The following is a 14,525-nucleotide window of genomic DNA, read 5'->3' on the forward strand; positions in this document are numbered from 1 at the left end:
CTATTAATATCTGTAGTGTGCAAATGCTTTGTTAGCTTCTGCTGCTCTGTGCATTTCTTCTTTTCTTTTTACAGCTGCACCAGAGTTGTTAGATGCATCTAAAATTTCTTTTGCAAGTCTTTCAACCATAGTTTTTTCACCACGAGCTCTTGAGAAATTAACTAACCATCTTAAAGCTAAAGTTTGTCTTCTTTCTGGTCTAACTTCCATAGGTACTTGGTAGTTAGCACCACCGATTCTTCTAGCTTTAACTTCTAGTGTTGGCATAATATTTTCAAGCGCTTGGTAGAATACTTCTAGTGCGTCATTTCCTGTGTTTTCTGCTACAATGTCAAATGCATCGTAGACAATTCTTGTTGCAAGGCCTTTTTTACCATCTAGCATAATGTTGTTGATAAGTTTTGTTACAACACGGTCATTATACTTTGCATCAGGCATTACTTCTCTTTTTGGTATATGTCCCTTTCTTGACACTTTGCTTCCCTCCTTTACCAATTATGTGTAATATCATTAGTACTCGACTAACTTTCTTGTCGTAAGTGTGCATGCATATACCTTAATTTCAATAATTTTATTTCTTAATTATAGGCACATTATGCACTAATTTTAATATTTAAGATCTAGTTTTGGTCTTTTTTAGCACCGTATTTAGATCTACCTTGTTTTCTTCCTTGTACTCCTGCAGTATCTAAAGTACCTCTTATGATGTGGTAACGCACACCTGGAAGGTCTTTTACTCTTCCACCTCTAATTAGTACAACACTGTGTTCTTGTAGGTTGTGACCAATTCCTGGAATGTATGAAAGTACTTCAGCACCATTTGTAAGTCTAACTCTGGCAACTTTACGTAAAGCTGAGTTAGGTTTTTTAGGTGTTACTGTTCTAACTGATGTACAAACGCCACGTTTTTGTGGTGATTGGTTAGGAGTAACTCTGCTTTTTAAAGTATTGTAGTTGTAACCTAAAGCTGGTGTGTTTGATTTAGATTTTTCACTTTTTCTACTTTTTCTAACAAGTTGGTTAATTGTAGGCATAATGCACCTCCTTTTCTTTTCATATTAATATTTGGCAAATCATTGCCAATACTTAATAATTCTACTATCTAGGAACAAATATGTCAACTCTTTAATAAAAAAGAAGATTTTACCCAAAAAATGGTATAAAATACTTATAGACCATATGGAGAAGTAAGGAGAAATTATGAAAATAGCCATAGTAGGATGTGGCATAAGTGGAGCTAATGTCCTAAAAAATATAATTGAACATAAAAATTTTGATAATAACTTATACATAGATATATATGAGAAAAGAAGTGAACTGGGAGTTGGCCTTGCTTATGAAGACGATGATATGCATAAGGTCCTTAACACTCCACTTGCTCATATGAATGTCAATTTAGAAGATAGAAATGAATTTAGAAATTGGCTCATAGAAAACTATGGAGAACTTCCAACAATCGAGGGCAAGATTCCAAGACCCATTACCGGTCAATATATAAAAGAAAAGTACGAAAAATATTTTGAGAACCCAAATGTAAGTATCCACCAAATAGAAATAATTGATGTAATAAAGGAAGATTTTAATTTCAAATTAAAAAGCAATAGAAAAACATACGGTCCTTATGATGCAGTTTTCTTATGTATCGGCCAATCATATTATAAGGACGCCTACAATTTGAATTCCTATAAAAACTACATAGCAAATCCATATCCTCTTAGAGAAAAAATTAAAGATATAAATACTAATGACTCATTAGCAATAATTGGTACTGGCCCTTCATCAATTGATATTTATAGGTATCTAAGAGAATATTATAATTACAAAAACCCCCTATACTTTTTTACGAAAGATAATTTTTTTGCCCTTCCAGAAATTCAAGAATCTTGTCCTAGAAATATTTGTTCTTTTGATGATGAGTGGATTACAACTCACCAAGATAATGATGGCTTTATAAAACTTTCTGATTTTAAGGAACAATTTGATAATGACTTTAAAAAAGCTGGTGTAGATTTTTATAAAACTTATGATTATTATAAGGATAATAACCCCCAATTATCCAAAGAAGCTATGGAGAAAAAAGATTTCAATTTGGAATTTTGCCAAATATATACTTTGGAAATCTGGTATGTAAGCGCAAGGCTATATAATTCATTTAATGGTCTTGAACAAAAAGATTTTTTAGAAAATTACCTGCCAAAAATTGAGTACCTGATGACCAAGACTCCATACATAAGCGTAGAAAATATTTTGGCTGACCTTGAGGATGAAAAAATAAAAATTGTAAAAGGAACAAAGGATATTCAAAACATTGACGGGAAGTTTAAAATTTCTACAAAAAATAATGAAACTTATTCATCTGATAAGATTTTTAATGCCCAAGGTTTTGAAAAAGATTTATCAAAGGCGATTAATAATATTCAATTATTAGAAAACCTATACAAAAATAGGCTAATTGAAAGTGATTATAAGGACAATATCAATGTAGCATATCCTTCTTACAATCCGATTACTACAAAATATGGGCAAATAAAAAATTTATACATAAATGGAATGTGGACAGCCAGCGTTGATATTTCAAATAATGATTTGAGATCTGTTTTGATTTCAAGTATGGAAATGGCAAATGATTTTATGAATAATTTAAAAAAATAATTTGTGGGTATATATTAAAATGATAAATGAATAAATTTTTAGGAGGATATACCAATGGATATTACATTTGCAGGAAATAAAGTAAATTTAATAGGAAATGAAATCAAAGTTGGAGACCAAGCTCCAGCATTTAAGGCAACTATGAATGACCTTAGCGAATGGTCAAGCGAAAATTGTGATAACAAAGTAGTTGTCTACTCAGTTGCTCCATCTTTAGATACTGAAGTTTGTGCACTTCAAGCTAAAAAATTTAACAAAGAAGCAAGCTCACTTGAAGGGGTAAATGTGGTTACTATTACAGAAGACCTACCATTTGCCCAAGCAAGATTTTGTTCAAATGAAGGAATCGAAAACAATTTAATGATCTCAGACTACAAAGATCGCGAATTTGGAGAAAAATACGGATTCCTAATGGAAGAAAACAAACTACTAGCTCGTGGAGTTGTAGTTGTTGATAAGGACGGCAAAGTAGCTTATGTCGAATACGTGCCAGAAGTAACAGATGAAGTTGACTTTGACAAGGCCTTAGAAGAAGTTAAAAAATTAGTTTAATAAAAAATTAACCTCATCAGTATATACTGGTGAGGTTTTTATTTTTATTTATCCTCTATATTTTTCCAATCTTTTTTACCAAGAGCTATATTTTTGATGTAATCAGCTACACCATTATCTTTAATCATATCTCTATCTATGAAGAATACTCCTGCAGCTGCTGCAATCATCTTAATCTGACTTGTATCATCGTGAGGGTTTGTTGCAATTAATACAGGCTTGGCGTCCATACCAAACTGTTTGGCGTGGTTGTTGATTTCGTATAAGTCTTCATTTTTAATATGTCTTTCAATGGTCGAAATGATTATAGTTGTAAAACCCTTTGTACAAACTATATCCAAGAAGTTTTCTATAGGTAAACTGTCTTCCCTATAGTCATCATAAGCTTTCCATCTTAGTTTTACTCTTATTTTTATCTCGTCAAAGTCATCTGCATATTTTATAAGCTCAAAGTAGGTAAACACCCTAAGGATATTACCTTTATTGTTATAATTCCTAAAGAATTCCCTAAAAGCTATATCTCCAAATTCGTAGGTAAATACAACAGACTTTTCTTTAGCTTTAACATATGCTTGATCATTTGTTTTGTTAAATATTCTGACCTTACTTAACTTATTTGTTGAATCAAACTCATTCATTATTTTATTGCTTATCTTAGCAAACTCTTTTGGCTTTTCAACTGGCCATTCATACTCAAAAGATACTTTGTCAGAGACTACAAAATAGGAGTATTTGTAGTTTTTCTTAGCTATTTCTGTTTTTATCAGATCAAAGCTTAGATTGTACTGGCAAATATTTCTTGATATAAATTCTCCCAAGGCAATAGACATCTGATCATTATATGAATCAATTTTGATCTTGCCAGGATTGATTGGGAATTCATAATTATAAATTATCTCTTCTTTGACTAATTCATCTAAAAGATGTTTTAGAGAAAGGTATTTGGAATCGTCGTTTCTTCTAAATGTAAAATCCCCAACTTCTATCAAGGAATGTTTTTCTTCTTTTTCGAATTTATCTAAGTATAATATATAGTCATTTTCACTAGATTTCATCGCACTGGCAAATTGATCCCAATCATTGGAGTCTAGTTTCAGATATGTTTGCCAAATCACATAGTAGTGGTTAATCAATCTAGTTATATTAGTAAGGCTTATATTATCATAAACTTGAGCATTGTTTAGGAAGAAAGTTTCTTCAACAGTAAGAGAAGATTTACCATTGTAAAAATCCAGAGCCTTGTAGCTTCCATTCCATTTGTTTGATTCAATATATTCGACAAATTGAAGTCCTGCAAATTCGGACCTTTTACCGTCTAAATGGCTATTTAAGGTCAAATCCACTAATGAATGTTCCTTATTGTAAAGTTGCATTTTTTCATAAGGAATCACTTCGATTTTCATAGATTTTTGCAATCTCTTATTTCTCAAAAAGTTTTCTATCCTATTGATCTTGTTGCTATCAACATCTTCATCTGATAAAAATATGAGTTTTTCTGGGTCAAATTTGATTGCTGCAATGATATTAGCCCAAAGATTTTCATCATCATCTAAAAATGGCTTAAAGATAGTCTTTATATTGTTTGTAGAAATAAATGGTATAGAATCTACTATCATGTAATCTATTGTCCTTGTATCAAATGTTTTATTTCTATTAATCAGTAAGTTTAAGTCATCTTTAATATGATAGTAATCATTTGTAAGTATACTCAAATCTGGCTTGGCTTTTTGGAGTATTTCTTCTATTTCATAGGTTAAAAGATTTAACGCATTGTTTGAATAATACTCGTTTTCCATTATGCTGTAGGACAATTTTACAAGTTTTACCCACAAGGGTCTAAGCTCTTTTAGGTATTGGTTGTCATCCCAGAAAGTATTATTCAATATATTTAATATCCTTGACTTGATTTGCTCTTCCTTGTAGATGGTTTTTTCTTTTATCAAATTGTTGATATGAACGGAAATCTCATCTAATTCATCGTTTCCTCCCTTTTTGACCTTATCTATATGGGTATTGACGATAAGTGGATGGAATTTGTTTTGGAAGTCTATATAGTATTTCTGGTCAACATAGGCATAAGAATTTAGCTCAGCTTCACTTGGAAGTTTAAATCCTTGGGCTATCATAAATCTATTCCAAGAGTGGTGTACACACTCAGCTAATATATCTCTAATATTTAATTCATCTTCATCTTGACAGGCCTTGACTACCTGCTCATAAAATAAAAATTCTCTATCATCTGTGTCATCTATACCTGCCATATAAATCAGGTATTCAATGTATAGGGCAACTCTGATGGATGATTTTAAATTGTAAAAATCATCCTTTGAGAAGCTTCCCCATATGCTGTTATAGTCAATCCTCTCACCAAAACTCTTCATGGAAAGTAGTCTATGTATACTGAAAGCCTTGTCCAAAATCTCGTCATGGTGATTTTTGTTACTGAAGGTCAAAGTTGATGCCAGATCTAGATTATAAAAATCTATATTTTTTCCGTGCCTTATATCCACTTCGTGGTTATTTCTAGAATAGTTTAGGATAACTCTTTTTTGACTGTCATCTTTAAATTCATTGTATAAGGCATCAGCTAGATTGTAATAATCGTAACCAGTCTTATCCAAGATCAGTATGTAAGATTGGTCTATTCTTTCTTTTGATGATAGGAAATTTATATATGCATATGGTTGGTCAGTAATTTTTTCATTAATATTTCTCATACTTAATTTGCTATTGAGAGATATTTCTGTTGTTTTTGCCAATAGAGGGTTTTCCCTTATCATATCATCATAGAATTTCTTTGGATTCTTATCATAAAATGATATGTTCAAATCCACTCCTTTTACATTTGCAATTGAAAATATAAAAGAAAAAAGAACTCTCGAAATCTCATTGTTGCCAACTATAGCTACATCCATAGATTTTTTACCGTCTTTGTCGACTATATAGTTGTAAAGTCTCTTATAGTCAAGAAAATATGCAGCGGAAATTATATTGGCAAAGTCTTCATTATTCTTAAATCTAAGATTGCTTTCTATATCGTCAAGGCTATTTTTAAAATCATAGGCACTAATATATCTATGTACTGTTAGTGAGTCTTGTAGTAATTTTATAATGCCTTCTGTCGCTTTTGATGTAAGTAGGATTTTGTTTGATTTATTGCTTAAGGTATCTTCCAGATTTCTCCTCAGATAATCCATATCTTCATTTTCTAGCTCAGTAGGATATCTGTCCATTAGTAGAAAGAAGAAGGTTACTCCCAGCATATAAACATCGATTTCTTCAGTAATGAAAAAATCTTTTCTATTAGCTATATCTGTTATAAACCTAAGTTCTGGAGGAATGAACGCCCTCTCATTTGGCATAGAAAATTCATTTATATATTCTAGCTCGTTAAGGTCGACAGCCGCATCAAAATCGAAAAGTTTCACCTTGCCATTATTATAATCATATAGAATATTGGCTGGTTTTAAATCCATATATATGATGTCGTTGTTGTGGAGGTGAACTAAAATATCGGCAGTCTGTTTTAATATGTCTACAATCCTAATCAAATCTAGATTGTAATACTTATCAACACTTGTGGCTGTATCAACTTCATATAGGGAGTAAAGATATGAGCTATCAATCTCTACCCTATATGGCCTTACAATCTTTCCCTCAAGATAAGGATCCATCTCCAAGATTCTGATGTGTTTATTATAGGCATCTATAAATTTATCACGATCTTTTTTTACCCTTTGTTCATCTTGGCTGTTTTCGGCATCAAAATATAATTCCAACCTATTTATAGGATTTCTTTCAGCTACAATCTCTTCCTCGTTGTAGTTTGGGTAAAATTCTTTCATAATCATTTTCATTAATGGTGGATAGCTATCGTCTACCAAAACTTCATAGACCATAGATGAACCACCCTCGCCGATGAGTTTTTTTACTTCTACTTCATATTTCACTTCACCCATCATGGAAATGATATTAAACTTCTCCCCTACAAGAGAGCTCCTATTTGAATTCACATTTTCTTTTAGATTACTAATAAATATTTCTTGTGAATTAAAATCCTTCATCCATAACTCCTCTTATCATTAATACTTTTTATATATTAATCCAATAAAAGTTTCAAAAAATCTTTACATACAAATGTAAGCTATTATTTTTATTATACAATATTTTTATGAAATATTATTTAGTTATATTTGTAAAATAAATTTAATTATTAAGGTATAATTGATAAATTGGCATAAATAATATAATCACAATATTTTTTATTGATTTATCAATTTATATGATATAATAAATTTAATATTAGAAAAAATTTTACTTTGGAGGTAAAAATGAAACTTGGCGTTCATGATTTTATGTTAAGACAAAATGGAAGAACTAACCAAGAGTTCTTTGAAGATACGAAAAAAATGGTCTTGGAATTAGATGAACTAGGCTATGATAGATACTGGTTTGCCGAACACCACGGCTATGAAAGCTTATTAGCTGTTGCACCTGAAGTAATTGCCAGCCACTTTTTAGCACTTACAAAAAATATTAAAGTTGGAGCAGGCGGCTGCATGATAATGCACTATTCTCCACTAAAAATTGCAGAAGTTTTTAAGACCATGACTGAACTTGCACCTGGTAGGGTCGACATTGGAATAGGCCGTGCTCCAGGTTGTGGAGTTTCTGAAACTCGTGCCCTAAACCACAAATTTTCAGAAAAATCACCAGAACTTTTTGATGAAATAGAAACTATTTTAGATTATTTAGCTGATAAAAAACCTGAAGATCCAATTTATAGACATGTAAAAGCAGTACCAACCCACAACGAATCTATGGTACATCCTTGGATGCTAGGCTCTACTGGTAAGGCAGCACCAAAGGCTGCAGAATGGGGACTTCCGTATTCTCACGCAAAGTTTTTCTTATGCGAAACACCAGCAGAAGTATTTAAACAATATAGGTCTGAATTTAAACCATCAGTTTTTGCTGACAAACCATACATATCCATGTCTTATAAAATTTTACTTAGTGAAGACAAAGACGAGCTTGAATATTTAAGCAAATCTTATGAGTACTTCCACATCCAACAAACCATGGGAGATTGGAGCGGTATTGTAGATCCAGAAGAAATCAAAGACTATCACTTTAATTTAAATGAGCAGGCAATTCTAAAAAAAGCCTATGAAAATAGATTTATATTAAAGGGCAACAAACAAGAAATCGCAGATATTTTAAATGAAGAAATCGAAGAATTCTACCTAGATGAAATTCTTTGTTTCACCCCTATTTTTGGAATTGAAAATAGAATTAATACTTACAAAATATTAAAAGAAATTTTCGACTAAAAATATAATAATACAAATCATATATCAACTCCATTTTGGGGTTGATATTTTTATGCCAATATTTACTAGCAACGAGTATAATAATGTTAGCAATGATTTAAACTTTAAGGAGGTTATTATGAAACTTGGAGTCCATGATTTATTAATAAGAGAAGCAGGAAAAACTAACCAAGATGTCTTTAATGATACCAAAAAAATGGTCGTCGAATTAGACAAGCTTGGCTATGATAGATATTGGTTTGCAGAGCATCACGGTTTTGAAAACCTACTTTCAGTTGCACCAGAAATACTTGCAACATATTTTTTATCAAATACTGAAAATATTGTAATAGGAACTGGTGGGACAATGATTATGCACTATTCGCCCCTGAAGGTTGCAGAAACATTTAAAACCATGGCAGAACTTGCTCCTGGCAGGGTTGACTTAGGTATTGGTCGTGCTCCTGGATCTGGTCCTTTGGAAATACGTGCCTTAAACCAAGGATATCCTAATAAATCTAGCCAATTATATGATGAGATTAAAATAATTTTAGATTATTTGGAGGATAAAGAACCAAATGACCCTGTATTTTCAAGAGTAAAGGCCATACCAATGAATAACGAAAAATTAGTTATGCCATGGATGCTAGGGTCAACAGGCCAAGCGGCACCAGTTGCTGCACAATGGGGTATGCCTTATTCTCATGCCAAATTTTTTGCAGTAGAAACTCCTGACTATGTTTTTAAAGACTACAAGGAAAACTTTAAAGCATCTAGTTTTGCTGATAAACCATATATCTCTATGTCTTATAAAATGTTAATTGCAGATGACAAAGATGAATTAGAGTATTTAGGAAAGGCCTTTGACTACTTCCACCTCCAACAAGCCCGCGGCAGGTCAAAGGGATTAGTAAGTCCAGAGGATGTAAAAGACTACGAATTTGATTTAAATGAAAAAGCCCTGCTACAAAAATCCTATGATTCTAGATTTATCCTAAAGGGCACAAAAAAAGAAATTGCTGACATACTTTATGATGAGATAAGTAAGTTTGACCTAGACGAAATCTTAGCCTTCACTCCTATTTATGGAGTAGAATATAGGATTAATACCTACAAAAAACTTAAAGAAATTTTCGATTAATTTTATCAAACCCAACTCTAAAATCAGAGTTGGGTTAAATTTAAAATTTTAATAATAACAATTTTTATAATAAAAACATATACTATATTTAGTGAAAGGAGTAAATATGAAATATTACAAGTTAAATGGTGAAAATGTATCTAGACTCGGTTTTGGCTGTATGAGATTTAAAACACTTGGTGATGATAATGGTAAAATTGATAAGAAAGTATCTAGCGAAATAATAGTTGACGCCATTGATAAGGGACTTACATATATTGATACCGCCTACCCTTACCATGATGGAACTAGCGAGAAATTTCTAGGAGAATTTTTAGAAGAAAATAATTTGCGTGATAAAATATTGCTAACTAGCAAACTTCCATGCTGGCTGGTAAAAGAAAAAGATGATTTTTATAAACTTTTTAATGAGCAATTAAATAATCTAAGAACAAAACACTTAGATTTTTATTTACTCCACTCTTTAGACATCAAGAGATTTAGACAAATGGTAGACCTTGGTGTTTTTGATTTTTTAGATGATCTAAAGGCAAAGGGATTAGTAAAAAAAGTCGGCTTTTCCTTCCATGATAATTACGAGGCTTTTGAGGAAATAATTAAGTCCTATGATTGGGACTTTTGTCAAATTCAGCTAAATTATCTTGATACTAATTATCAAGCTGGAATAAAAGGTTATGAGCTTGCCAAAAATCTGGACATACCAGTTGTAGTAATGGAACCTATTAAGGGAGGCCGCCTAGCAAATCCTCCAGCAGAAATAATGGACCTACTGGAAAATTTTACAGACCTAAGCCCTGCTCAAGAAGCCCTAAAATTCCCACTAAGTCTAGATAATGTTATGACAGTCCTAAGCGGAATGAATGATATAAATCAAGTCAGAGAAAATATAGATATGGCATCTATGGTAGACTATAATTCTCTCAGCGAAGAAGATATTGACTTCTATGAAAGGGCAAGAGCAATCTATAAATCAAAAGAGCAAATTGGATGTACAGCATGTGAATATTGCTTGCCTTGTACAGTAGATATCAATATTCCAAAAGTTTTTAGCCTGTGGAACAATGCCTATTTATATGATGAAAGTAAAAAAAGCAAAAATCAATATGAAAATTACATAAAAGATGGAGTAAACCCAATAGAATGTATAGAATGTGGCAAGTGCGAAGGAATTTGCCCTCAAAACCTTGAAATCATTAAGGGTTTGAAACAGGCTCATGATTTCTTAAGCTAAATAAAATTTAAAATATTATAAAAACAACACCCTACAAGAAATTCTTGTAGGGTGTTTTACTTGTAAATTTATTTAGTTTTGTAATTGTTCATCAGCTTCTAAACTTTCAGCTTCTTCTATGTTTAGTGCGATTTGTGCATCTTCTAATTCTTTTGTTTCATAGTCAATGTCCACATCATTGTAGCGTTTCATACCTGTACCTGCTGGTATAAGTTTACCTATAATGATATTTTCTTTTAGACCCATTAGGTCATCGACTTTTCCTTTTATGGATGCATCTGTAAGAACTCTTGTGGTTTCTTGGAAGGATGCTGCTGATAACCAAGAATCTGTCGCAAGTGATGCTTTTGTGATACCTAGTAATTCTTGAGTGTATTCTGCAGGAGCTTTTCCTTCTTCAATCATTTGTTCATTTACAAAATCAACATCACGTCTTTCTTGTAAGGAACCTGGTAAGAATTCTGTGTCGCCTGATTCGTCAATTTTAACTTTTTTAAGCATTTGGCGGGCAATTACTTCGATGTGTCTATCATCGATTTCTACCCCTTGGATCCTATATACCTTTTGTACTTCTTTTGTGATATAGTTTTGTACACCGATTTTACCAAGTACATTTAATACATCATGTGGATCTAGTGAACCTTCTGTTAATTGATCACCTTTTTCTACAACATCTCCATCCCTAACTAGGATTCTAGATCCAAATGGAATATTGTATTTTTGTACGTATCCATCTTCTGATTCGATTTCTACGTCTGTTTTCTTTTCGTTTTGGATAAGGGTTACTGTTCCGCTATTTTCTGCAATGTATGCAAGACCTTTTGGCTTACGTGCTTCGAATAACTCTTCTACCCTTGGAAGACCTGATGTAATTCCTACACCTGCGATACCACCAGAGTGGAAGGTTCTCATTGTAAGCTGTGTACCCGGCTCTCCTATTGATTGAGCAGCGATGATACCTACTGCTTCACCAATATTTACAGGTTTACCAGTTGCAAGGTTACGTCCATAGCATGCGGCACAAACACCTTGTTTTGCCCTACATTCTAGTACTGAACGTAACTTTACTTTTTTAACTCCAGCTGCAACAATTTTTTCTGCAGTATCTTCATCGATTAATTGGTCTTTAGCAGCTAAGATTTCACCGTTTTCATCTTTGATGTCTTCAAATGATGTACGTCCTACAATACGGGTGTAAAGATTTTCAATTAATTCATTACCATCTTTAAATTCATAAGCTTCAACATAACCATTTGTATGACAATCATCTTCTGTAACAATTACATCTTGAGAAATATCTACCATACGACGGGTTAGATATCCTGAGTCGGCAGTTCTAAGGGCTGTATCTGTAAGACCCTTACGAGAACCGTGGGATGAGATAAAGTATTCTTGTACAGAAAGTCCTTCACGGAAGTTTGCTTTTACTGGAATTTCGATAGTTTTACCATCGGCCTGACTCATCAGACCACGCATACCGCCTAACTGTCTGATTTGGTTTGTAGAACCACGGGCACCAGAGTCTGCAAATATTTTGATATTGTTATCATCACGAAGGTCAGTTAGTAGGGCTTCAGTTACCTTATCTGTAGTTTCTCTCCAAATATCGATAACTTTTTCATATCTTTCTTCATCTGTGATTAGACCACGTCTATAAAGTTTTTCGTAATTATCTACTTCAGCATCAGCTTCTGCTATGATATCCCATTTTTCTTTTGGAATTGTAACATCGGCCATAGATACAGTTAGACCTGAAAGGGTTGAATATTTATATCCTGTTTGTTTGATATAGTCAAGCACTTCTGCTGTTTTGATATTTCCATGTCTTCTAAAACATCTATCTACTATATCTTTTAATACTCCAGAGTCTGCTACTTGGTTGATTTCTAGTGAATATGGATCTTCTTTTCTATTTACATATCCTAAATCTTGTGGAATACCTTCATTATAGATAAATCTACCTACTGATGACTCAACAATTTTACCAGGATCTTCTGGTGAGTGTTTAATTCTAACACTTACTCTTGATTGGTACTCTACATCTCCTGCAAGTAAGGCTTTTTTCATCTCATTTGTAGATTCAAATACCATGCCCTCACCTTTTGCACCTTCTTTAATAGTTGTTAGGTAATATGCACCTAGTACCATATCTTGGGAAGGAGATGTGATTGGCTTACCATCTTTTAGACCAAGGATGTTGTTTGTAGACATCATTAAAAGTCTTGCTTCAATTTGCGCTTCATTTGATAGCGGTAAGTGGATAGCCATTTGATCCCCATCAAAGTCAGCGTTAAATGCGTTACATGCAAGTGGGTGAAGCTTGATTGCCTTACCTTCTACAAGTACTGGTTCAAATGATTGGATACCAAGTCTGTGAAGTGTCGGAGCACGGTTTAGTAAAACTGGATGGTCTTTTATAACTTCTTCAAGGACATCATAAACTCTTGGGTCCTTTTTTTCTACCATTTTTTTAGCAGATTTTAAGTTATGGGCCATGCCACGGTCTACTACCTTATTCATAATAAATGGCTTAAATAATTCTAGGGCCATTTCTTGTGGCAGACCACATTGGTTAAATTTAAGGTCTGGACCTACTACGATTACTGAACGCCCTGAGTAGTCTACACGTTTACCAAGTAAGTTTTGTCTAAATCTACCTGACTTACCTTTTAGTAAATCAGAAAGTGATTTCATATTTCTATTTGACGCACCAGTTACAGCACGACCACGACGACCATTGTCAATTAGGGCATCGACAGCTTCTTGAAGCATTCTTTTTTCGTTACGAACTATAATTTCTGGTGCTCCAATATCTAAAAGTCTTTTTAGTCTGTTATTTCTGTTGATTACACGTCTATAAAGGTCGTTTAAGTCAGAAGTGGCAAATCTACCACCTTCAAGTTGTACCATTGGTCTTAATTCTGGTGGCATAACTGGAAGTACATCTAAAATCATCCATTCTGGACGGTTACCAGATGTCATAAAGGCATCTACAACTTCAAGACGTCTTGAAATTCTTACTTTCTTTTGACCTGTTGATTCTTCTAATTCTTTTAAAAGTAATTCGTATTCTTTTTCTAAATCAATGCTAGCAAGCAGTTCTTTTACAGCTTCTGCACCCATAGCTGCCCTAAATTCTAGGTCATCTGGATGTAGTTCGATTGCTTCTTGGTATTGAGTTTCTGAAATTTCTTCCTTAAAAGCAAATCCAGATTCACCAGGATTTATAACTACATATGAAGCAAAGTAAAGAATTTTTTCAAGGATTCTTGGGCTCATGTCTAAAAGTAGACCCATTTTTGATGGGATACCTTTAAAGTACCAAATATGTGATACTGGAGCAGCAAGCTCGATGTGGCCCATTCTTTCACGACGTACTTTTGCTTTTGTAACTTCAACACCACATTTTTCACAAACTACGCCTTTATATCTAATTCTCTTGTATTTTCCACAAGAACATTCGTAGTCTTTGGTTGGTCCAAAGATTTTTTCACAAAATAGACCATCTTTTTCTGGTTTAAGGGTTCTATAATTTATTGTCTCAGGTTTTTTAACTTCACCATGAGACCAGGATCTGATTTTTTCAGGGGATGCGATTTTCATCCTCATCCCGTCAAATTGTGTTAATTCGCTCATA

The 14,525-nt window shown here is 33.0% G+C and carries 9 protein-coding genes; 5 read left to right on the top strand and 4 right to left on the bottom strand.

The features are described 5' to 3' along the window. Positions 1-3: 3 nt before the first annotated feature. Positions 4-474 carry a 30S ribosomal protein S7 gene (gene rpsG / locus ACF3NF_RS02300; RefSeq protein WP_262122995.1) on the bottom strand — a complete coding sequence of 157 codons (471 nt, stop codon included), beginning with the start codon at positions 472-474 and terminating at the stop codon, positions 4-6. 146 nt (positions 475-620) lie between these two features. Next, positions 621-1,034, bottom strand: a complete 414-nt coding sequence (gene rpsL / locus ACF3NF_RS02305; protein ID WP_262122993.1) for a 30S ribosomal protein S12 — start codon at positions 1,032-1,034, stop codon at positions 621-623. Positions 1,035-1,200: 166 nt separating this feature from the next. On the opposite strand from rpsL, the gene ACF3NF_RS02310 reads away from it, so the two are divergent. Both ACF3NF_RS02310 and tpx read left to right on the top strand, forming a co-directional pair. Next, positions 1,201-2,652, top strand: a complete 1,452-nt coding sequence (locus ACF3NF_RS02310; RefSeq protein ID WP_394023852.1) for an FAD/NAD(P)-binding protein — start codon at positions 1,201-1,203, stop codon at positions 2,650-2,652. Positions 2,653-2,706: 54 nt separating this feature from the next. Continuing rightward, positions 2,707-3,204, top strand: a complete 498-nt coding sequence (gene tpx / locus ACF3NF_RS02315) for a thiol peroxidase (RefSeq protein ID WP_394023854.1) — start codon at positions 2,707-2,709, stop codon at positions 3,202-3,204. Positions 3,205-3,248: 44 nt separating this feature from the next. On the opposite strand, the gene ACF3NF_RS02320 is transcribed toward tpx, so the two are convergent. Beyond that, positions 3,249-7,268 carry a protein kinase domain-containing protein gene (locus tag ACF3NF_RS02320; RefSeq protein WP_394023856.1) on the bottom strand — a complete coding sequence of 1,340 codons (4,020 nt, stop codon included), beginning with the start codon at positions 7,266-7,268 and terminating at the stop codon, positions 3,249-3,251. A gap of 267 nt (positions 7,269-7,535) precedes the next feature. On the opposite strand from ACF3NF_RS02320, the gene ACF3NF_RS02325 reads away from it, so the two are divergent. The 3 genes from ACF3NF_RS02325 to ACF3NF_RS02335 all read left to right on the top strand — a co-directional run bounded on the left by ACF3NF_RS02325 (position 7,536) and on the right by ACF3NF_RS02335 (position 10,888). Beyond that, on the top strand, positions 7,536-8,537 hold the full coding sequence (locus ACF3NF_RS02325; protein ID WP_394023858.1) for an MsnO8 family LLM class oxidoreductase: 1,002 nt from the start codon (positions 7,536-7,538) through the stop codon (positions 8,535-8,537). Between the two features lie 118 nt (positions 8,538-8,655). Then, positions 8,656-9,657 carry an MsnO8 family LLM class oxidoreductase gene (locus tag ACF3NF_RS02330; RefSeq protein ID WP_394023860.1) on the top strand — a complete coding sequence of 334 codons (1,002 nt, stop codon included), beginning with the start codon at positions 8,656-8,658 and terminating at the stop codon, positions 9,655-9,657. Between the two features lie 106 nt (positions 9,658-9,763). Next, positions 9,764-10,888: an aldo/keto reductase gene (locus ACF3NF_RS02335; RefSeq protein ID WP_394023862.1), complete on the top strand. Its 1,125-nt coding sequence runs from the start codon at positions 9,764-9,766 to the stop codon at positions 10,886-10,888. Positions 10,889-10,960: 72 nt separating this feature from the next. Here ACF3NF_RS02335 and rpoC read toward each other — a convergent pair whose 3' ends face one another. Continuing rightward, positions 10,961-14,524: a DNA-directed RNA polymerase subunit beta' gene (gene rpoC / locus ACF3NF_RS02340; protein ID WP_394023864.1), complete on the bottom strand. Its 3,564-nt coding sequence runs from the start codon at positions 14,522-14,524 to the stop codon at positions 10,961-10,963. Position 14,525: the final 1 nt, after the last annotated feature.

The organism is Anaerococcus martiniensis (assembly GCF_043187485.1).
In the GTDB taxonomy this organism is placed as follows: domain Bacteria; phylum Bacillota; class Clostridia; order Tissierellales; family Peptoniphilaceae; genus Anaerococcus; species Anaerococcus martiniensis.

Coding starts and splice junctions, on each gene's coding strand:
- rpsL (WP_262122993.1), bottom strand. CDS start 1,034: ATGCCTACAATTAACCAACTTGTTAGAAAAAGTAGAAAAAGTGAAAAA.
- ACF3NF_RS02320 (WP_394023856.1), bottom strand. CDS start 7,268: ATGAAGGATTTTAATTCACAAGAAATATTTATTAGTAATCTAAAAGAA.
- ACF3NF_RS02310 (WP_394023852.1), top strand. CDS start 1,201: ATGAAAATAGCCATAGTAGGATGTGGCATAAGTGGAGCTAATGTCCTA.
- tpx (WP_394023854.1), top strand. CDS start 2,707: ATGGATATTACATTTGCAGGAAATAAAGTAAATTTAATAGGAAATGAA.
- rpoC (WP_394023864.1), bottom strand. CDS start 14,524: ATGAGCGAATTAACACAATTTGACGGGATGAGGATGAAAATCGCATCC.
- ACF3NF_RS02335 (WP_394023862.1), top strand. CDS start 9,764: ATGAAATATTACAAGTTAAATGGTGAAAATGTATCTAGACTCGGTTTT.
- ACF3NF_RS02330 (WP_394023860.1), top strand. CDS start 8,656: ATGAAACTTGGAGTCCATGATTTATTAATAAGAGAAGCAGGAAAAACT.
- ACF3NF_RS02325 (WP_394023858.1), top strand. CDS start 7,536: ATGAAACTTGGCGTTCATGATTTTATGTTAAGACAAAATGGAAGAACT.